General features: G+C 71.9%; 16 protein-coding genes. 10 read left to right on the top strand and 6 right to left on the bottom strand.

Translation table 11 applies throughout. The annotated features are described in order from the left end of the window. Positions 1-641: saccharopine dehydrogenase family protein (locus GPJ59_RS19495; protein WP_219668486.1), on the bottom strand; the 641-nt coding region annotated here is incomplete at its 3' end. 94 nt (positions 642-735) lie between these two features. On the opposite strand from GPJ59_RS19495, the gene GPJ59_RS19490 reads away from it, so the two are divergent. From GPJ59_RS19490 to GPJ59_RS19465, 6 genes are all read left to right on the top strand, one after another. Continuing rightward, positions 736-1,119 (top strand): MmcQ/YjbR family DNA-binding protein, encoded by a 384-nt coding sequence (locus GPJ59_RS19490; RefSeq protein ID WP_219668485.1) that lies wholly within the window; start codon positions 736-738, stop codon positions 1,117-1,119. A gap of 158 nt (positions 1,120-1,277) precedes the next feature. Continuing rightward, positions 1,278-2,546 (top strand): CaiB/BaiF CoA transferase family protein, encoded by a 1,269-nt coding sequence (locus tag GPJ59_RS19485; protein WP_219668484.1) that lies wholly within the window; start codon positions 1,278-1,280, stop codon positions 2,544-2,546. Then, positions 2,546-3,571: an LLM class F420-dependent oxidoreductase gene (locus GPJ59_RS19480; RefSeq protein ID WP_219668483.1), complete on the top strand. Its 1,026-nt coding sequence runs from the start codon at positions 2,546-2,548 to the stop codon at positions 3,569-3,571. The genes GPJ59_RS19485 and GPJ59_RS19480 overlap by 1 nt, the downstream gene beginning before the upstream one ends. 14 nt (positions 3,572-3,585) lie before the next feature. Beyond that, complete coding sequence (locus tag GPJ59_RS19475) at positions 3,586-4,728, top strand: acyl-CoA dehydrogenase family protein (RefSeq protein WP_219668482.1); 1,143 nt, start codon at positions 3,586-3,588, stop codon at positions 4,726-4,728. A 116-nt stretch (positions 4,729-4,844) separates the two neighbouring features. Continuing rightward, entirely contained in the window at positions 4,845-6,059 is a 1,215-nt protein-coding gene (locus GPJ59_RS19470) for an acetyl-CoA C-acetyltransferase (RefSeq protein ID WP_219668481.1), read from the top strand. 65 nt (positions 6,060-6,124) lie between these two features. Beyond that, the gene (locus tag GPJ59_RS19465; protein ID WP_219668480.1) at positions 6,125-8,293 is read left to right on the top strand and encodes a 3-hydroxyacyl-CoA dehydrogenase NAD-binding domain-containing protein; all 2,169 of its coding nucleotides are present in this window, start codon (positions 6,125-6,127) and stop codon (positions 8,291-8,293) included. A gap of 18 nt (positions 8,294-8,311) precedes the next feature. Here the strand turns inward: GPJ59_RS19465 and GPJ59_RS19460 are convergent, their stop codons facing one another. Further along, a complete protein-coding gene (locus tag GPJ59_RS19460; protein WP_219668479.1) occupies positions 8,312-9,085 on the bottom strand; it encodes a MerR family transcriptional regulator in 774 nt (257 codons plus the stop codon). Positions 9,086-9,171: 86 nt separating this feature from the next. Between GPJ59_RS19460 and GPJ59_RS19455 the strand changes: the two genes are divergently transcribed. From GPJ59_RS19455 to GPJ59_RS19440, 4 genes are all read left to right on the top strand, one after another. Next, the gene (locus GPJ59_RS19455; RefSeq protein WP_219668478.1) at positions 9,172-11,004 is read left to right on the top strand and encodes an AMP-dependent synthetase/ligase; all 1,833 of its coding nucleotides are present in this window, start codon (positions 9,172-9,174) and stop codon (positions 11,002-11,004) included. A gap of 87 nt (positions 11,005-11,091) precedes the next feature. Then, positions 11,092-15,981: an RHS repeat-associated core domain-containing protein gene (locus GPJ59_RS19450; RefSeq protein ID WP_308120375.1), complete on the top strand. Its 4,890-nt coding sequence runs from the start codon at positions 11,092-11,094 to the stop codon at positions 15,979-15,981. A 9-nt stretch (positions 15,982-15,990) separates the two neighbouring features. Continuing rightward, positions 15,991-16,359: a DUF6193 family natural product biosynthesis protein gene (locus GPJ59_RS19445; protein ID WP_219668477.1), complete on the top strand. Its 369-nt coding sequence runs from the start codon at positions 15,991-15,993 to the stop codon at positions 16,357-16,359. After that, on the top strand, positions 16,356-16,733 hold the full coding sequence (locus GPJ59_RS19440; protein WP_258024628.1) for a DUF6193 family natural product biosynthesis protein: 378 nt from the start codon (positions 16,356-16,358) through the stop codon (positions 16,731-16,733). The genes GPJ59_RS19445 and GPJ59_RS19440 overlap by 4 nt, the downstream gene beginning before the upstream one ends. A 9-nt stretch (positions 16,734-16,742) precedes the next feature. On the opposite strand, the gene GPJ59_RS19435 is transcribed toward GPJ59_RS19440, so the two are convergent. From GPJ59_RS19435 to sph, 4 genes are all read right to left on the bottom strand, one after another. Then, complete coding sequence (locus GPJ59_RS19435) at positions 16,743-16,997, bottom strand: hypothetical protein (protein WP_219668476.1); 255 nt, start codon at positions 16,995-16,997, stop codon at positions 16,743-16,745. Beyond that, the gene (locus GPJ59_RS19430) at positions 16,994-17,194 is read right to left on the bottom strand and encodes a hypothetical protein (RefSeq protein ID WP_219668475.1); all 201 of its coding nucleotides are present in this window, start codon (positions 17,192-17,194) and stop codon (positions 16,994-16,996) included. The genes GPJ59_RS19435 and GPJ59_RS19430 overlap by 4 nt, the downstream gene beginning before the upstream one ends. 90 nt (positions 17,195-17,284) lie before the next feature. Next, positions 17,285-18,529, bottom strand: coding sequence for a helix-turn-helix domain-containing protein (locus GPJ59_RS19425; RefSeq protein ID WP_219668474.1), 1,245 nt, complete (start codon positions 18,527-18,529; stop codon positions 17,285-17,287). 149 nt (positions 18,530-18,678) lie between these two features. Continuing rightward, on the bottom strand, positions 18,679-19,647 hold a 969-nt coding region (sph, locus tag GPJ59_RS19420; protein WP_219668473.1), incomplete at its 5' end, for a sphingomyelin phosphodiesterase.

Here is a 19,647-nt window from a genome sequence, read left to right as displayed (position 1 = left end):
GCCATGGCCTGGGGGGCGCGGCCGAGCGCGGTGAGCGCGGAGGCGAGGGTGCCGCCGGAGAACAGGCCGCCGCCGCGCATGAAGCCGTCCACGGTGAGCGGTACGCCTTCGGGCAGCTGCCGGACGGTGAAGTACGCGCCGAGGTCCGCCGGGATCGAGTCGAATCCGCAGGCGTGCACGAGGCGCGCGCCGGTCTCCCGGGCCCGCGCGTCGTGGTCGACGTAGACGCGGTCCACGAACTCCGGTTCGCCGGTGAGGTCCAGGTAGTCGGTGCCGGCCTCGGCGCAGGCGGCGACGAGTTCGCCGCCGTAGAGGATGTACGGGCCGACGGTGGTGGCCAGCACCCGGGTGGCGGCGGCCAGGTCGCGCACGGCCTGCGGATCACCGGCGTCCGCCCGCAGCAGTGGGAGCTTCGCGCACTCCGGGTCGAGGGCGGCGAGCCGGTCGCGCAGCCGCTCCAGCTTCTGCTGATCGCGGCCGGCCAGGGCCCAGCGGGTCCCGGCGGGCGCGTGGACGGCGAGGTATTCGGCGGTCAGCGCCCCCACGAAGCCGGTGGCTCCGAAGAGCACGATGTCGTACGGGCGTTCCGCGGGCGCCTGCTCCGCGTGGGCCTCTGGAACCTGCCGAACCTGTCCGGTCATCACCGCTCCTCCCAGCTGATGTCGGTGGCTGAGGCTAGCGTGAGGATCGGCTGCTTGTGCGAGCAGGTGTGACCTGCGGTAAGAGGAGGCGTCGGTGAAGGCTGCGGTTCGCAAGTGGGAGCAGGTCCGGGAGTTCGCCCTCGGGCTTCCTGAGGCGGTGGAGGAGCACCCCTGGGGTCCCGAGAGCGGGGTGGTGAAGATCAACAAGAAGATCTTCGTCTTCCTCGGTACGGCGGACGGCCCCACCCCGCCCGGCCTGTCGGTCAAGCTGGTGGACGAGGCCCTGCACGGCCACGCCCTCGCCTCTCCGGGTGCCGAGCCCACCGGGTACGGGCTGGGCCGCTCGGGCTGGGTGACCGTACCGCTGGGGGAGAAGGGGGCGCCGAGTGCGGAGATGCTGTGCGAGTGGGTGGAGGAGAGCTATCGGACGGTGGCGCTGAAGCGGCACGTGAAGCTGCTGGACGAGCGGGTCGGGTAGGTCCCCCGACTGCGGGGCCTGGGGCCAGGTGACCTAAGCGCTTGCTCAATCGGGTGGCTCCGAGGGCTTGTGCTGAGTGGAACGCGTTCCTAGCATCGCTGGTGTTACATCAGTTGTGTCATACGTGTGTCGTACGCCTGGCGCTGGGGGCTCGCTCGATGGCAGTGGCAAGGACAAGCGGCGGGCCGGGCAGCGGCCCGCTCGCGGGAGTGCGGGTCGTCGAGCTGGCGGGCATCGGGCCGGGCCCGTTCGCCGCCATGCTCCTGGCCGATCTGGGCGCGGACGTGGTCCGGGTGGACCGGCCGGGCGGCGGCGGGCTCGCCGTGAACCCCGCCTACGACATCACCAACCGCAACAAGCGCTCCGTCGTCCTCGACCTCAAGTCCCCCGAGGGCCCCGCCCGCGTCCTGGACCTGGTGGAGCGGGCCGACATCCTGGTCGAGGGCTTCCGGCCCGGGGTCGCCGAGCGGCTCGGCGTCGGCCCGGAGGAGTGCCGGGCCCGCAACCCCCGGCTGGTGTACGGGCGGATGACCGGCTGGGGTCAGGAGGGCCCGCTCGCGCACACCGCGGGCCACGACATCGCCTACATCGCCGTCACCGGTGCACTCGGCATGATCGGCAGCCCGGGCGAGCCGCCGGCGGTGCCCGCCAACCTCGTCGGCGACTACGCGGGCGGCTCCCTCTACCTGGTCATCGGGGTCCTCGCCGCCCTCCAGCACGCCCGGGCCACGGGCACCGGCCAGGTCGTCGACGCGGCCATCGTGGACGGCACGGCCCACCTCACCGCCATGATCCACGGCATGATGGCGGCCGGCGGCTGGCAGGACCGGCGCGGGGCCAACCTCCTCGACGGCGGCTGCCCCTTCTACGGCTGCTACGAGACCGCCGACGGCGGGTACATGGCGGTCGGCGCGCTGGAGCAGCAGTTCTACGACACGTTCATCGCTCTGCTCGGCATCACGGACGAGGCGCCCGCCCGCAAGGACATGGCCCGCTGGGGCGAGCTGCGCGAGAGCGTCGCCGCCCGCTTCCGGACCCGTACCCGCGCCGAGTGGACCGAGGTCTTCGAGGGCACCGACGCCTGCGTGGCCCCCGTACTCTCGCTGCGCGAGGCGCCCGGCCACCCGCACCTGGCCGCCCGCGGCACCTTCACCGAGGCCGCCGGAATCGTCCAGCCCGCCCCCGCGCCCCGTTTCTCCGCCACCCCCGCGACAGCCGTTGGCGGCCCGGCCCTGCCCGGCGCCCACACGCGCGAGATCGCGCAAGACTGGGACGTGCCGGAGCTCATCGGGGCGGCCGACCGGGCGGTCTCCGGTCCGGCCACCCCCGACCCGATCACCCCCGACCCGATCACCCCCGGCCCGATCACCCCCGGCCCGACCACCTCCGGTCCGACCCCGTCCGACGCCACCGGGAAAGGCCTCTGATGGAACTGTCCATGCTGCTCGACTATGCCGGTGACCCCCGCCGCGCCGCCGACCAGGCCGCGGCGCTGGAGTCCGCCGGCCTCGACGCGCTGTGGGTCGCCGAGGCGTGGGGCTTCGACTCACCGACGATCATGGGCTACCTGGCCGCCCGTACCGAGCGGATGAAGATCGGCTCGGCCATCGTCAACGTCTACTCCCGCACCCCCGCCCTCATCGCCCAGACCGCCGCCGGCCTCGACGCGCTGTCCGGCGGCCGGGCCATGCTCGGCCTCGGCGCCTCCGGCCCGCAGGTGATCGAGGGCTGGCACGGCAAGCCGTACGACCGCCCGCTCGGCCGTACCCGGGAGACCGTCGAGCTGTGCCGGCGCATCTGGCGCCGCGAGACCATCGACCACCACGGCATCACCGACATGCCGCTGCCGCCCGAGAAGGGCGGCCGGCACGGCAAGCCGCTGAAGATGCTCACCCGGCCGGTCCGCGACCGCATCCCCGTCTACGTCGCCTCGCTCGGCCCGGCCAACGTGGCGCTGACCGCCGAGATCGCCGAGGGCTGGCTGCCCACCCTCTTCATCCCGGAGAAGGCCCGGCAGGTGTGGGGCGACGCCCTCGCCAAGGGCACGGCCGCCCGGCCCGCGGAGCTCGGCCCGCTCCAGGTCGTGGCGGGCGGGCTGCTCGCCGTCGGCGAGGACGCGGCCGCCGCGCGCGACCTGGCCCGGCCGCAGATCGCCCTGTACGTCGGCGGGATGGGCGCGGTCGGCAAGAACTTCTACAACGACCTCGCCGTCGCCTACGGCTACGAGGCGGAGGCCAAGCGGATCCAGGAGCTCTACCTCTCCGGGCGCAAGCGGGACGCCGCGGCCGCCGTACCGGACGAGTTCTGCGAGCTCATGACGCTGTGCGGACCGGAAGGATACGTCCGCGAGCGCATCGAGGCCTTCCGCGAGGCGGGCGTCACTATGCTCAACGTCACGCCCGTCGGCCCCGAGCCGGCCCGGCTGATCGAGACCGTCAAGAACTGGCTCTGACCAGAGGGGGAGCGATGAAGCGCCAGATCTACACCGAGGACCACGAGGCGTTCCGCCGGACCGTGCGCACCTTCCTGGACAAGGAGGTGCTGCCGCACTACGACCAGTGGGAGAAGGACGGCATCGTCTCCCGCGACGCCTGGCGCGCCGCCGGCCGCCAGGGCCTGCTCGGGCACGCGGTGCCGGAGGAGTACGGAGGCGGCGGCAACCCGGACTTCCGCTACGCGGCCGTGCTCGCCGAGGAGTTCACCCGCGCGGGCGCGCCCGGCCTGGCGATCGGGCTGCACAACGACATCATCGGCCCGTACCTGACCTCGCTGGGCACCGAGGAGCAGAAGCGCCGCTGGCTGCCCGGCTTCTGCTCGGGCGAGCTGATCTCGGCCGTGGCCATGACGGAACCGGGTGCCGGATCCGACCTCCAGGGCATCCGCACCACGGCCGAGGACCGCGGCGACCACTGGCTGCTGAACGGCTCCAAGACCTTCATCTCCAACGGCATCCTCGCCGACCTGGTGGTCGTGGTCGCCAAGACCACCCCGGAGGGCGGGGCGCACGGGCTGTCGCTGCTGGTCGTGGAGCGCGGGATGGAAGGCTTCGAGCGGGGCCGCAACCTCGACAAGATCGGCCAGAAGGCCCAGGACACGGCCGAGCTGTTCTTCAACGACGTCCGGGTCCCCAAGGAGAACCTGCTCGGCGAGCTCAACGGCGCGTTCGTCCACCTCATGACGAACCTCCCGCAGGAGCGGCTGGCCATCGCGATGGCCGCCGTCACGGCGGCCGAGCACCTGCTGGAGATCACCACCGAGTACGTCAAGGAGCGCGAGGCCTTCGGGCGGCCGCTGGCCAAGCTCCAGCACATCCGCTTCGAGGTGGCGGAGATGGCCACGGAGTGCGCCGTCACCCGCAGCTTCCTCGACCGCTGCATCACCGACCACGCGAACGGCGAGCTCGACGCCGTGCACGCCTCGATGGCCAAGTGGTGGGCGACCGAACTGCAGAAGCGCGTGGCCGACCGCTGTCTCCAGCTGCACGGCGGCTACGGCTACATGACCGAGTACCGGGTCGCCCGCGCCTTCACGGACGGCCGTATCCAGACCATCTACGGCGGGACGACCGAGATCATGAAGGAGATCATCGGCCGCGCCCTGCTCGGCTGAGCGCCGGCCCCGCCCCTCGGCCGGCCGAAAAACAGGTCGCAGCCCTTACACCCTCGTCCCACGCCCCCTCCGTCCCACGCCCTCATCCCGCGTCAGACATTCCGAAAGGCAACACCGTGAGCACCGAAGCGTACGTGTACGACGCGATCCGCACCCCGCGCGGGCGCGGGAAGGCCAATGGCGCCCTGCACGGCACCAAGCCCATCGACCTGGTCGTCGGCCTGATCCAGGCCCTGCGCGAGCGCAACCCCGGCCTGGACCCGGCGACCGTCGACGACATCGTCCTCGGCGTCGTCGGCCCCGTCGGCGACCAGGGCTCCGACATCGCCCGGATCGCGGCGATCGCCGCGGGCCTGCCCGACACCGTGGCCGGCCTCCAGGAGAACCGCTTCTGTGCCTCCGGCCTGGAGGCGGTCAACCTGGCGGCGGCCAAGATCCGCTCCGGCTGGGAGGACCTGGTCCTCGCCGGCGGTGTGGAGTCGATGTCCCGGGTCCCGATGGCCTCCGACGGCGGCGCCTGGTTCGCCGACCCGATGACCAACTTCACGGTCAACTTCGTCCCGCAGGGCATCGGCGCCGACCTGATCGCGACCATCGAGGGCTTCTCCCGGCGGGACGTGGACGAGTACGCCGCCCTCTCGCAGGAGCGGGCCGCCACCGCCTGGAAGGAGGGCCGGTTCGCCAAGTCCGTGGTCCCGGTCACCGACCGCACCGGCCTGGTGGTCCTGGACCACGACGAGCACATGCGCCCGGGCACCACCGCCGACTCGCTGGCCAAGCTCAAGCCGTCCTTCGCGGACATCGGCGAGCTCGGCGGCTTCGACGCCGTCGCCCTGCAGAAGTACCACTGGGTCGAGAAGATCGACCACGTCCACCACGCCGGCAACTCCTCCGGCATCGTGGACGGCGCCTCGCTGGTGGCGATCGGCTCCCGCGAGGCCGGCGCGCGCAACGGTCTCACGCCGCGGGCCCGGATCGTCTCCGCGGCCGTCTCGGGCTCCGAGCCGACCATCATGCTCACCGGCCCCGCCCCGGCCACCCGCAAGGCCCTCGCCAAGGCCGGCCTGACCATCGACGACATCGACCTGATCGAGATCAACGAGGCCTTCGCGGGCGTCGTACTGCGCTTCGTCAAGGACATGGGCACCACCCTCGACAAGGTCAACGTCAACGGCGGCGCGATCGCGCTCGGCCACCCGCTCGGCGCCACCGGCGCGATGATCCTCGGCACCGTCATCGACGAACTGGAGCGCCAGGACAAGCGCTACGGCCTCGTCACCCTCTGCGTCGGCGGCGGCATGGGCATCGCCACCATCGTCGAACGCCTCTGAACCGTCCTGTCCCCTTCAGCTTCCTCTCCAGCTTCCTCCGTACGGACTGACCGAAAGCAGTGACCATGAGCGAGTCCACCACGATCCGCTGGGAACAGGACGAGACCGGCGTCGTCACCCTCGTCCTCGACGACCCCGACCAGTCCGCCAACACGATGAACCAGGCCTTCATGGACTCCATCGCGCGCGTGGCCGACCGCGCCGAGGCCGAGAAGGACTCCATCCGCGGCATCATCTTCACCTCCGCGAAGAAGAGCTTCTTCGCGGGCGGCGACCTCAAGGACATGATCCGGCTGCGTCCCGAGGACGCCCACCTCGCCTTCGAGGCCACCACGGCGATGAAGTCCTCGCTGCGCCGGATCGAGACCCTCGGCGTGCCCGTCGTGGCCGCCATCAACGGCATGGCCCTCGGCGGCGGTTACGAGATCGCCCTCGCCTGCCACCACCGTGTCGCCCTCGACGCCCCCGGCTCCAAGATCGGCCTGCCCGAGGTCACCCTGGGCCTGCTGCCCGGCGGCGGCGGTGTCACCCGTACGGTGCGGCTGATGGGCATCGCCGACGCCCTGCTCAAGGTGCTCCTCCAGGGCACCCAGTACAGCCCGCAGCGGGCCCTGGAGAACGGCCTGGTCCACGAACTGGCCGCCACGCCCGAGGAGATGCTCGCCAAGGCCCGGGCCTTCATCGACGCCAACCCCGAGTCGAAGCAGCCCTGGGACGTCCCCGGCTACCGGATCCCGGGCGGCACGCCGTCGAACCCGAAGTTCGCCGCCAACCTGCCCGCCTTCCCCGCCAACCTCAAGAAGCAGCTGAACGGCGCCCCGTACCCGGCCCCGCGCAACATCCTGGCCGCCGCCGTCGAGGGCTCCCAGGTGGACTTCGAGACCGCGCTGGTCATCGAGACCCGCTACTTCATCGAGCTGCTCACCGGCCAGACCGCGAAGAACATGATCCAGGCGTTCTTCTTCGACCTGCAGGCCGTCAACGCCGGCCGTAGCCGCCCCCAGGGCGTACCGCAGCGCAAGGTCACCAAGGTCGCCGTGCTCGGCGCCGGCATGATGGGCGCGGGCATCGCCTACGCCTGCGCCAAGGCCGGCATCGAGGTCGTCCTCAAGGACGTCACGCCCGAGGCCGCCGCCAAGGGCAAGGCGTACTCCGAGAAGCTGCTCGACAAGGCGCTCTCGCGTGGCCGCACCACCGAGGCCAAGCGGGCCGAGCTGCTCGCCCGGATCACCCCGACCTCCGAGGTCGCCGACCTGGCCGGCTGCGACGCCGTCATCGAGGCCGTCTTCGAGGACACCGCCCTCAAGCACCGCGTCTTCCAGGAGATCCAGGACGTCGTGGCGCCGGACGCGCTGCTGTGCTCCAACACCTCGACCCTGCCGATCACCTCGCTCGCCGAGGGCGTCACCCGTCCCGTCGACTTCATCGGCCTGCACTTCTTCTCGCCCGTCGACAAGATGCCGCTCGTGGAGATCATCAAGGGCGAGGCCACCGGGGACGAGGCCATCGCCCGGGCCTTCGACCTGGTCCGGCAGATCAACAAGACCCCGATCGTGGTCAACGACTCGCGCGGCTTCTTCACCTCGCGCGTCATCGGCCAGTTCATCAACGAGGGCGTCGCGATGGTCGGCGAGGGCATCGAGCCCGCCTCGATCGAGCAGGCCGCCGCCCAGGCCGGCTACCCGGCCAAGGTCCTGTCCCTGATGGACGAGCTGACCCTCACCCTGCCCCGCAAGATCCGCAACGAGACCCGCAAGGCCGTCGAGGCCGCGGGCGGCGAGTGGCTCGCGCACCCGGCGGTCCAGGTCATCGACCGGATGGTGGACGAGTTCGAGCGGCCCGGCCGCAGCGGTGGCGCCGGCTTCTACGACTACGTCGACGGCAAGCGGGCGGGCATCTGGCCGGGGCTGCGCGAGCACTTCGCCAAGCCGGGCGCCGAGATTCCCTTCGCGGACATGAAGGAGCGGATGCTGTTCTCGGAGGCGCTGGACTCCGTCCGCTGCCTGGAGGAGGGCGTGCTGACCTCCGTCGCCGACGCCAACATCGGCTCCGTCATGGGCATCGGCTTCCCGGCCTGGACCGGCGGCGTGCTCCAGTACATCAACGGCTACGACGGCGGCCTGCCCGGCTTCGTGGCCCGGGCGCGTGAGCTCGCGGCGCAGTACGGCGAGCGGTTCACCCCGCCGGCCCTCCTGGTGGAGAAGGCCGAGCGCGGCGAGACCTTCACCGACTGACGCCCGCGCGGGCGGTGTTCACCCGGAGCCGGCCGAATCCTCGGCAGACTCCTCGGTCGGCTCCTCGGCCGGCTCCGGGACGAACGCCGCCCGCAGTTCTTCCTTCAAAGATCTCTGAAAGGCCGTCACCAGCGCCTGCACCACCATCGGTTGCATGTGCGCCGACAGCGACTTCATCGCCTCGACCCGCTCCGGGTCGTCCTCCCCTTCCGTGAAGGGCCCCCAGACCTCGTCCCGGAACAGCCGGGTGATCTCGTGCGCCGCCGACCGGGTGTGCTCGACGAGCACCGTACGGGCGGCCAGGATCGTCTCGTACGAGATCGGTACGTCGAGCAGCGCCACGCCCAGCCGCAGCAGCCCCAGGTCCACCCGGAAGCCCCCGCCCACCGGCGCCACCACGTTCATCGCGGTCAGCCGCCGCACGTCGGGGTCCGACAGGGCCCGCCCCGCCCGACGCTGGAGTTCCGCGCGGGAAACCTGCTCCGCCGAGTCCGGGGCCCAGGCCGACACCAGCGCGCGGTGGATCGCCAGGTCGTGCGCGCTCAGGTCGTCCGGCAGCGCGTCCAGGTAGCGTTCGATGGCCGACAGGGTCATGCCCTGGTGCTGGAGTTCCTCGATCAGCGCCAGCCGCGAGAGGTGCTCCGGCCCGTAGTGGCCCACCCGACGAGGTCCGATCACAGGTGGTGGCAACAGCCCGCGCGTGCTGTAGAACCGTACGGTGCGGACGGTGACACCAGCTCGCGCGGCGAGTTCGTCGACGGTGAGCGTGGGCTCCTGCGCCTGGGTGGTCATCGGCTGTGCCTCGCTCTCTGATCCTCCGCTTCAGGTTCAACAGTATTGCTGTCGCACCAACGATGTGAAACGGCCAGGAGCTGCCCATGCCCACGAACCTGCGACTGCCCGGACGACCCGACGAGACCACCCTCCCCGCCCTGCTCGCCCGCAATGCCGCCGAGTACGGGGACCTGCCCGCGCTGTCCTGGCGCGCCGGCCCGGACGCCGCCGGCTGGACGACCCTCAGCTGGGCCGACGTACGCCGCAAGGTCGCCGTCCTGGCCGCCGGCTACGCCGCCCTCGGAGTGGAGCGCGGCGAACACGTCCTGATCATGATGGGCAACCGCCCCGAGCACTGGCTGACCGACCTCGCCCTCGTCCACCTCGGCGCCGTGCCGGTCACCGTCTACGCCACCTCCGCGCCGCAGCAGATCGCCCACATCGCCCGGCACAGCCGGGCCCGGTTCGCCGTGGTCGAGGGGGCCCGCGAGCTGCCCCGCTGGGAGCCGCTGCTCGACGACCCCACCGCCGCGCTCGACGCCCTGGTCGTGGCCGACGCCGCCGAGGCCGGCCCGCACCGCACGTACGGCTCGCTGTTCGCGAGCGGCGCCCGGCTGCACAGCGCCGAGGCCTTCGAGAAGTCCTGGCGCGAGGCCCGCCCCGAGGACCCGCTGACCGTCGTCTACACCTCGGGCACCACGGGCGACCCCAAGGGCGTCCGGCTCACCCACCGCAACATCATGCTCCAGGCCGTGCACCTGGACCGGCGCGTGGAGCTGCCCGAGCACGCCGAGCACATCTGCTATCTGCCGTTCGCGCACATAGCCGAGCGGCTCCTCGGCATCTACCTGCCGCTGCTGCGCGCCGCGCACGTCCGGCTGTGCGCCGACCCCGCGGCGGTGGCCGGCGCGGTCCGCGAGCTGCACCCGGTGCAGTTCTTCGGTGTGCCCCGGGTCTGGGAGAAGCTCGCCGCCTCCCTGCGGGCCGCCCTGGCCCGCCTGCCGCAGGAGCAGCGTGGGGCCGTCGAGGCCGCGACCGGCCTCGCCCGCACCCTGGCCGCCCACCGGGAACGCGGCGAGGAGGTCCCGCCCGCACTGGCGGCCTCCCACACACGGGCCGAGGAGCAGGTCCTCGGCCCCCTGCTGTCCCTGGCCGGCCTGGACCGCCTCGTATGGACGGCCAGCGCCACCGCGCCGATGCCCCTGGACGTCGTACGCTTCTGGGCCGGCTTCGGCATCACGATCATGGACGCCTGGGGCCTGACCGAGACCTCCGGCGTCTGCACGGTCAACAGCCCCGACGCCTTCCGGCTGGGCTCGGTGGGCCGCCCCATCGAGGGCCTGGAACTGCGGATCGCCGAGGACGGGGAGATCCTGGCACGCGGCGCCACCGTCTTCGACGGCTACCTCCGGCCGGACGGCTCGCTGGAGAACGCCCGCGACGCCGACGGCTGGTTCCCGACCGGTGACATCGGCCGGATCGACGAGGACGGCTTCCTGTGGCTCACCGACCGCAAGAAGGAGCTGATCATCACCTCGAACGGCAAGAACGTCGCCCCCGCCCTGGTGGAGAACACACTCAAGGAACACCCCCTCATCGGCCAGGCCCTGGCCCACGGCGACGGCCGCTCCTACCTGGTCGCCCTCCTGGTCCTCGACCCCGAACTGGCCCCCGCCTGGGCCGCGTCCCGCGGCATCGAGGCGCCTTCGCTCGCCGCCCTCGCCGAACACCCGGCGGTCCGCGAGGAGATCGCCCGCGCGGTCGATGCGGCCAACGCCCGCCTCAACCGCACCGAGCAGGTCAAGCGCTACCGCCTGCTGACGGAGGAGTGGTCCCCCGAGTCCGGCGAACTGACTCCGACCCTGAAACTCCGCCGCCGCATCGTCCGCACGAAGTACGCCGAGCAGCTCGACGCCCTCTACGACGGGCACCCGTGACGCCCATATCGGATTACCTGTCAGTGATCTTGCATGGTAGGACTGTTGGCGTAATTTGATCAGTTCTGACCATGGGGGATGGGTCACGTGGCTGTCACGGTGCCTGACTGGGCTGACACTCTGCTGGATCTGGTGGGGGTGAACTGGCCGAATGTCGATGAGGACGCCTATCGGGACATGGCGGACGCCCTGCGGGAGTTCGCCGATGATCTGGAGGACGACGGGCAGCTCGCCAACAATCACTTCGAGCGGCTGCTGTCCTCCGGCGAGGGCGAGTCGATCAAGGCCCTGAACGAGCACTGGGCCAAGGTCAAGGGCAAGCACCTCAAGGACATCGTGTCCGCGGCGCGGACCATCGCCAAGGCCCTGGACGGGGCCGCCACGGCGATCGAGGTGATGAAGGGCAAGGCCCTGATCGAGCTCGGCGTCCTGGCGGGCCAGACAGGGCTCGCGATGGCCCTGATCCCGGTCACCGGCGGACTGTCCGCCCTGCTGGGCACGGCCGCGATCGCCTTCACGAAGAAGCAGCTGCTGAAGCTGCTGACCGACGCGGCGGAGGAGGCGGTCGCGCACGTCGTCGCCGCGATGACCGAGCCGGCCGTCGCCGCGCTCGAAGGCATGGCCGCCGACCTCGTCGTCCAGCTCGGCTCCATGGCGATCGGGCTGCAGGACGGTGTGGACCTCGACCAGACCAAGCAGGCGGGCAAGGACGGCTTCAAGGACGGGGTCCAGTCCGGCAAGGAGTCCCTCCACCTCGCCTCCGCGGGCGGCGGCAGCGGCGGGGGCGGCGGCTCCGGCCTGTCGGACCTGTTCATCGACCACGACGAGCACGACCGCGCCCACGGCAAGCTCACCGGCGTCAGCACCAACATCCACGGCAAGACCACCTCGAAGCTGACCAAGGCCAAGACCGCCCACGGCCGCACCCGTGGCCGCGACTCCATAGCCCAGGCCATAGACCCGGTCGCCGACAAGGCGATAGGCGCCCTGGTGAAGGCGACCAAGCAGGTCGGCGACCACATGGGCAAGACCCTGCCCAAGGCCGTCAAGCAGATCTCCACCGACCACAAGAACAACGACGACGACCTCGCCGCCCGCCTCGCCAAGGCCCGCGCCAAGAACGGCGACGGCAAGGACGGCGGAGGCGGCAGGGGCGGCGCCGACCACCGCAAGCCGGACAACGGCACCCGCGGCAAGCCCGATCCGCTGCACGGCGCCAAGGACGACGCCCGCCGCAACAGCATCCCCGAGGACAAGACCCGCTGCGAGAACGACCCGGTGGACGTCGTCACCGGCGAGATGACCCTGCCGCAGACGGACCTCACCCTCCCCGGAGCCCTGCCCCTCATCCTGCGCCGCACCCACCTGGCCGCGTACCGCTACGGCCAGTGGTTCGGCCGCAGTTGGGCCTCCACCCTCGACGAGCGCATCGAGCTCGACCCCGCCGGCCCCGGCGCCGTCTGGGCCCGCGAGGACGGCTCGCTCCTGGTCTACCCCCGCCTCCCGGCGCCCGACGGGGACCCCGTCCTGCCGCTCGAAGGGCCGCGGCTGGCCCTGACGTACGAGGGCCGGTACGAGGACGAGACCACGTACGCGGTCACCGACCCCCGCAGCGGCCTGACCCGCACCTTCACCGGCAGCCCGTACCGCGTCTCGACGGCGTACTGGCTCACCGGCATCGAGGACCGCAACAACAACCACATATCCTTCTCCCGCACCCCCGACGGAGCCCCGACCTCCGTCACCCACAGCGGCGGGTACACCGTCCAGCTCACCACGGACGCCGACCGGCTCGCCACCCTGTCCGTACGGGCCCCCGAAGGCCCCGTGACCGTGCTCTCCTACGGCTACGACGAGGCCGGCAACCTGGCGGCCGTCACCAACTCCTCCGGCGTGCCACAGCGGTTCACCTACGACGCCGCGGGCCGCATCACCTCCTGGACCGACCGGAACGACTCCACGTTCCGCTACGTCTACGACGCCGCCGGCCGGGTGGTCCGCACGATCGGCCCCGACGGGTTCCTCTCCTCGACCTTCGACTACGACACCGCGGCCGGCATCACCCGCTACACCGACTCCACCGGCGCCACCAAGACCTTCCACTGGAACGACCAGCTCCAGGTCGTCGCCGAGACCGACGCCCTCGGCCACACCGTCCGCCAGCTGTGGGACCGCTACGACCGGCTCCTGGCCCGCACCGACCCGCTCGGCCGGACCACCACCTGGACCTACGACGACCGGGGCGACCTCGTCCGGATCGACCACCCCGACGGCACCACCGCCACGGCCGCCTACAACGAGCTGCACCAGCTCGTCGCGGTCACCACCCCCGAAGGGGCGACCTCCCGCCAGGAGTACGACGACCGCGGCAACCCCACCCTCTTCACCCGCCCCAACGGCACCACGGTCCGGTCCTCGTACGACGGCTCCGGCCACCTCATAGCCGTGGACGACGACCTCGGACCGCTGGAACGCATCCGGCACGACGCCGCCGGCCTGCCGATCACGATCCGCGGCCGTCTCGGCGGCCTCACCCGGATCACGCGCGACGCCTTCGGCCGCCAGACATCGGTCACCGACCCGGCCGGCGCCACCACGCACATGGAGTGGACCGTGGAGGGCAAGCTCGCCCGCCGCACGGCCCCCGACGGCTCGCAGGAGAGCTGGACCTACGACGGCGAGGGCAACTGCCTCTCCCACACCGACGCCACCGGCGGCGAGACCCGCTTCACCTACACGCACTTCGACCTGGTCTCGTCCCGCACCACCCCGGACGGCGCCCGCCTGACCTTCGGCTACGACACCGAACTACGCCTGGCCGAGGTCACCAACGCCCAGGACCTGACCTGGAGTTACACCTACGACGCGGCCGGCCGCAAGATCTCCGAGACGGACTTCGACGGCCGCACCCTGGGCTACGCCTACGACGCCGTGGGACAGCTCGCCGCCCGCACCAACGGGGTCGGCCAGACCATCCGCTACGAACGCGACATCGCGGGCCGCGTCCTGGCCAAGGACGTCGACGGCGAGGTCACCCGCTTCCGCTACGACGCCGCCGGACACCTGGTCGGCGCGAGCGGACCCGGCGCGGACGTGGCGTACGTACGGGACGGCTCGGGCCGCGTCCTGAGCGAGTCCGTCAACGGCCGGGAACTCACCCACGCCTACGACGTGGCCGGCCGCCGCACCCACCGGACCACCCCCAGCGGCGCGGTGAGCCGGTGGACCTTCCCCGGCGACGGCGGCGCGCTCCTGGACTCCTGCGGGCACCAGGTCGGCTTCGCGTTCGACGCCTCCGGCCGCGAGACGACCCGACGCATCGGCGAACACCTCACCATCGACCACGTCTACGACGACCTGGGCCGGCTGACCGCCCAGTCCGTCCGCGGCGCGCAGGGCCGGCAGGTCCAGCACCGCGCGTACACGTACCGCCCCGACGGCCACCTCACCGCCGTCGAGGACCTGCTGGCCGGCCCGCGCACCATGGAGCTTTCCGCCGACGGCCGGGTGACCGGCGTACGCGGCGAGAACTGGACCGAGCGCTACGCCTACGACGACACCGGCAACCAGGCCGACGCGCACTGGCCCGGCGACGACACGGCCACCGGCACCCGCACCTACCGGGGCACCCGCCTCACCCGCGCGGGCCGCGTCCGCTACGAGCACGACGACCAGGGCCGGGTCGTGCTGCGGCAGCGGACGAGGCTGTCGCGCAAGCCCGAGACCTGGTACTACACCTGGGACGCCGAGGACCGCCTCACCGCGGTCACCACCCCCGACGGGACGCGCTGGCGCTACGTCTACGACGCGCTGGGCCGCCGGATCGCCAAGCAGCGGCTGGCGACGGCGGACGAGAGCGCCCCCGACGCCGTCGTCGAGGAAGTGCTGTTCACCTGGGACGGCGACGTCCTGGTCGAGCAGGTCTCCCGCACCCCCGGCAGCCGCGACGCCGTCGTGCTGACCTGGGACCACGACGGGGTCGCACCGCTCACCCAGGTGGAACGCCGGCTCCTGGACGACGCGGAGGTCGACCGCCGCTTCTTCGCGATCGTCACCGACCTCGTCGGCACCCCGCGGGAACTGGTCGACGAACACGGCGAGGTGGCCTGGCAGACCCGCGCCACGCTGTGGGGCACGACCACCTGGAACCGCGACGCGAGCGCCTACACCCCGCTGCGCTTCCCCGGCCAGTACTTCGACCCCGAATCCGGCCTCCACTACAACCGCCACCGCCACTACGACCCCACCACGGGCCGCTACGCCTCCGCGGACCCCCTGGGCCTGACCCCGGCCCCGAACCCGGTCACGTACGTGGACAACCCCACCACGTGGATCGACCCGCTGGGCCTGCAGATGTGCCCGGTCCGCAAGGCGAAGGAGCACGAGCACCACGTGGTGCTCGGCCCGAACCAGCCCCCGCCGAACGGTCCGTCGAACTCGCTGGCCCGATGGCTGCGCAACGACCCGAGCGACGAGAGGCACGACCCGAATCGGGAACAGCACCCCGGGGCGCACACGTACAACGGGAACGACTACTCCAAGGGCGAGCCACCCGCGTGGATGACCAACGTGTCCGCCGCTGTCAGTGACCGGAGCCGCCTGTCGGTCACCCTCGACGGCATGCCCAACCACAACGGCGACCGGGCCAACTGGAACACGCCCGAGGGCATCACGGAGGCCTTCCAGGCGGCCGCACGGCACGGAGCGCCGTACAACATGCTCCACCCGGACAACTACCCACCCGCGGGCTCCGCGGGCACCGCGTGGGAGATGAGCCTGGTCGCCGCCGCCGTACGAAGCTACGACGGGGCCGCCGCGTGGGGGGACCCCGAGGACGAGCGTCCCGGGCGGTCCTGGGAGTCCATCGACTGGTACACCCAGGACGGCAAGGGAGGCTTTACGAAGGTGGATGTCCCCAAGCCCGACATCCCGGAGATCCAGCCGGACCTGTCAAAGCTGCCGAAGAACAAGAAGTAAGGACGTCGGATGACGAGCGAGAACGGCGCCGGGAAGCCCGGCGCGCACGACGAGGGCGACGCCGAGGTCATCGCCGAAACGTGGCGCTACTTCCTCGAAGACGCCGAGGACCTGGTGGACCCGGCCGTGGTCCGCGCCGCGTACGCCCAGCCGCGGCTGCGGGAGCTGTGCCCCGGGGTCAGCCACGGGGTCATGTTCTTCAACCAGGGGACCGGCTACGCGGGCCGCCGCGTCGGCGGCGAGGTCCGCGCAACCCCGGACGGCCGCTACCGCGTCCGGGGCCCTGTGACCGCCCCCACCACCATCGCGGTGGTCGACACCCTGGAGGAGGCGTTCGCCCTCCTGGTGACCACCCTGCCGGAGACGCAGGAGAGATGAGCGAGGCCATGGCCGACAAGACACCCGCCCACGCCGCCGAGGTGGTCGCCGAGCAGTGGCGGGCCGTGCTCGGGTACGGCCCGGACGCGATCCGGCCTGCGATGGTGGAAGCCGCCTACGCCCAGCCTCGGCTGCGGGAGCTGTATCCCTCGCTCAGTCACGGAATACTCCTGCTCAGCCGGTGGACGGGATACCCGCCGGACCGGGCGGTTCCTGCGGTCCATCCCGTGGCGGGCGGCGGATACCAGATCACCCGCCACGGCGAGGGCCGACTGGGCGAGACCGCCACGGCGGAGGAGGCGTACGCACTGGTCGTGGCGCATCTGCCCGAGCGCTGCGGCCCGGCCGTCATCGGTACGGAGGCCGATCTCTGACCGCGTTCCTCACAGCTGCCCCCAGCAGCGCTCGGGGTCGTGTTCGACGCCCCATCCGGCGCAGCAGCGTGCGCAGTACATCGTCAGGGAGCCGAGGACGGGCCGCAGGCGCGTAGGCCCGTGGCAGATCCGGCACCGCAGCCTCAGGCCCGGGCAGCGGCCGCCCGGATGGGCGGCCGACGGCCGGACCTCCAGGCCGAGGCTGATGGTGCGCAGGTCGGTGGCCTCGTCCTGCATCCGGGCCAGGCTCCGCCACCCGCTCACTCGGCGGGCCTGACGAAGTCGAGCGGAGCCTCGAACTCGCGGTGGTCGCTGCCGCGGATGTACGCGACGAGGTCGCGGCCGTCCTCGACCACGGCCCTCAGCTCGCCCTCCCGCAGAGAGCGCGTGTCCACGACCCGCCGGCCGAGCAGCCGATGGGCAATGTGGTGGAAGGCCGTGCCGTTCTCGCGGGCGTCCATGCTGGTGCTCCCTACCGTCGTCAGCGGGTGGTGAGACGACGGTAGGGGCCGTCCGGCGACGGCAGGGGCACAGAATGTGCCCCTATGCTTTCAGGCAGTCAGCAGACCGATCTGCTGGGCCAGTTCGGACGCGCGCCGACGCCGCTCCGGGCTCTTGGCCTCGGCCTCCTCCAGCACGATGCGCTTCGCGTAGCCGTTGTACTGCACGGTTTCCGGAGCAGCCTCGTGCGCCTGCGCCAGCGTCGCCAGAGCCACGTCAGGCTGTCCGTCCAGGTGATAGCCGCGGGCCTGCTCGATGCGGTGCCGGGCGCGGCGCGGCCGGGAGGGAATCGCCTCGGCCTCCGCGCGGGCCGCCTGCCGCGCGGACTCCCGGCCGGCGTGCAGCTCCACCGCCACGGTGACCGCGTGCGCGCCGATCACCGCGCGTGAGAACGACGTCACCGGGTGGAAATAGCCCTCGGGCAGTCCCTCGGCCAGCCGGCGGGCCGCGTCCCAGTAGCGCCACGCCGTCCCGGTCTCCCTGCGGCGGGCCGCCGTCAGCCCGGCCTCGACGGTCAGTGCCCCGGCCACGGCCCGGACGTCCGCGCCGGCGTCGGGCAGGAGCGGATTCAGGAAGCGGAGGGTCTCCAGGGCGACCGCGTCCGCAGCGTCCAGATGGGCGCTGTCGCGGTGGGCCTGCGTGGTCAGCCACGCGGCCAGGCCGATGGCGTGCGGGTCCTCGGAGTCCTGGGCGGCCATCATCCCGCGCTCTGCGACCCGCCACACCAGCGGGGCGTCCGGCTGGTAGGCGCAGAAGAACTGCGCGAGGAAGTACACCTCGGCCTGCCTCGCCTGCGCGGCCTTGCGGTCGGCAACCGTCCCGGCCTGCCGCACGGCGGCCTGCGCGTCACGGATCAGGTCGGGCAGTAGCGCGCCGATCACCTCGCGGTGATGTGCCGCCGAATGCCGGGCGGACCAGGCGCGGGCGAGGCGCGCGGAGAGATGCGCGGCGGCCGGCGCCTCGCGGTCCACGCCGAACTGGGGCGTGTTGAGAGCCTCGCGCACGGCGGCGAACCGCGGGTGCCCGGGGCCGGCGAACAGGGCAGTGTGCATCGACTGGTCCCCCGTGAGTTCGGACAGGTCCCGGACGCGCAGCACCTCGGCGACCCGCAGGATGATCGGCAGGCCCGGCGTCTTCAGCCGGCCGGTCTCGACTGCTTTGACCCACGACCCGGACCGGGCGACGAGGCCGCCGAGTTGGTCGCGGGTCAGGCCGCGGCGCGTGCGGAGGATCTGCATCCGCTGGCCGAACACCAGCGGATCGGAGTACGGGTCCGGGGTAGCGTCGGTAGACATACGGCCTTGCCTCTCTCCCAGCAGCTCGACACTGACAGGGTATGGGGCAGGGCCGATCCTGTGTGATCCGGAACGCACGAAAGCGCCCCCTCCGACGGCCCGTCAGGCCGGAGAGGGGGCGCTGTGCGACGAGGCTGACGCTCAGGGCGTCAGGAGCCGGTGACCGGGTAGTGGTCGGAGAGGTTGGTGTACGTGTAGTCCGTGCCCCAGCTGGAGACCGTCCAGGGCGCGCTCTGCTCCTTGACCACGTTGTTGTTCCAGTCCGCCGGGCGGGCGTGGCCGGCGCGGTGGAGGACGTAGTCGAGGTCCTCGCGCGGGTCCGTCGGGTAGCGGTACTTCGCGATCGAGTTCTCCGCCGTGTCGAAGGAGTACGCGTGGCCGGTGCGGCTGTCGGCGCCGACCAGGCCGGCGTTGGAGAGCATCGAGGCGTACTCGGGGGTGCGCGAGTCCACGTTCATGTCACCGGTCACGATGACCTGCTCGTTCGCCGGGATGTTCTTGGCGTCGAGGAACGCGTCGATCGTGCGGAACTGGCGGGCCCGCATCTCCGCCGCCTCGCCCGCGCCGCAGCCGGGGTCGGTGGACTGGGCGTGGGTGCCGAGCACGTGGACCTTGGCGCCGTTCACGTTCAGCACCACGTACGCGAAGCCCTTGTTGGACCACCAGTCGGCGCCGCAGGCGTCCTTGTAGATCCACTGCTCCTGGCGGACGATCGGCCACTTGCTGAGGATGGTCACGCCGCCGTCCTCGGGGGTGGTCGAGGAGTACGAGCCGCCGGTGGCGTCCCAGCCGGTCCTGCTGCGGCCCACCACCGGGGTCTGGTACGGGTACTGGCCGGCGGTGTTCGCCTTGAGCGCGTCGGAGGAGGAGTTGTCGAAGGCCTCCTGGAGGACCACGACGTCGTGGCCCTGGAAGAAGGAGGTCTTCGGTATCTCCCGGGCGCGGTGGTCCTGGCCCCAGTTGGGGTAGAGGTTCTTGCTCATCAGGAAGACGTTGTACGTCAGGACGCTGACGCGCGGGGTCGCCTCGGCGCCGGTGACGGCAGTGGTGGCGGCGGTCGCGGCGGTCGCGGCCGGGGTGGCGGTGGCGACGAGGGCCGCGGCGGCAGCGGTGGCGAC

This window comes from Streptomyces bambusae, assembly GCF_019400985.1.
GTDB lineage: Bacteria > Actinomycetota > Actinomycetes > Streptomycetales > Streptomycetaceae > Streptomyces > Streptomyces bambusae_A.
The sequence above is the reverse complement of the archived record's forward strand: the minus strand, read 5'-3'. Positions and strand labels throughout refer to the sequence as shown.

What these genes read in the sequence shown, in the direction of transcription:
- GPJ59_RS19485 (WP_219668484.1), top strand. Translation starts at nt 1,278, where the DNA reads ATGGCAGTGGCAAGGACAAGCGGCGGGCCGGGCAGCGGCCCGCTCGCG.
- GPJ59_RS19480 (WP_219668483.1), top strand. Translation starts at nt 2,546, where the DNA reads ATGGAACTGTCCATGCTGCTCGACTATGCCGGTGACCCCCGCCGCGCC.
- GPJ59_RS19475 (WP_219668482.1), top strand. Translation starts at nt 3,586, where the DNA reads ATGAAGCGCCAGATCTACACCGAGGACCACGAGGCGTTCCGCCGGACC.
- GPJ59_RS19465 (WP_219668480.1), top strand. Translation starts at nt 6,125, where the DNA reads ATGAGCGAGTCCACCACGATCCGCTGGGAACAGGACGAGACCGGCGTC.
- GPJ59_RS19460 (WP_219668479.1), bottom strand. Translation starts at nt 9,085, where the DNA reads ATGACCACCCAGGCGCAGGAGCCCACGCTCACCGTCGACGAACTCGCC.
- GPJ59_RS19455 (WP_219668478.1), top strand. Translation starts at nt 9,172, where the DNA reads ATGCCCACGAACCTGCGACTGCCCGGACGACCCGACGAGACCACCCTC.
- GPJ59_RS19445 (WP_219668477.1), top strand. Translation starts at nt 15,991, where the DNA reads ATGACGAGCGAGAACGGCGCCGGGAAGCCCGGCGCGCACGACGAGGGC.
- GPJ59_RS19440 (WP_258024628.1), top strand. Translation starts at nt 16,356, where the DNA reads ATGAGCGAGGCCATGGCCGACAAGACACCCGCCCACGCCGCCGAGGTG.
- GPJ59_RS19430 (WP_219668475.1), bottom strand. Translation starts at nt 17,194, where the DNA reads ATGGACGCCCGCGAGAACGGCACGGCCTTCCACCACATTGCCCATCGG.
- GPJ59_RS19425 (WP_219668474.1), bottom strand. Translation starts at nt 18,529, where the DNA reads ATGTCTACCGACGCTACCCCGGACCCGTACTCCGATCCGCTGGTGTTC.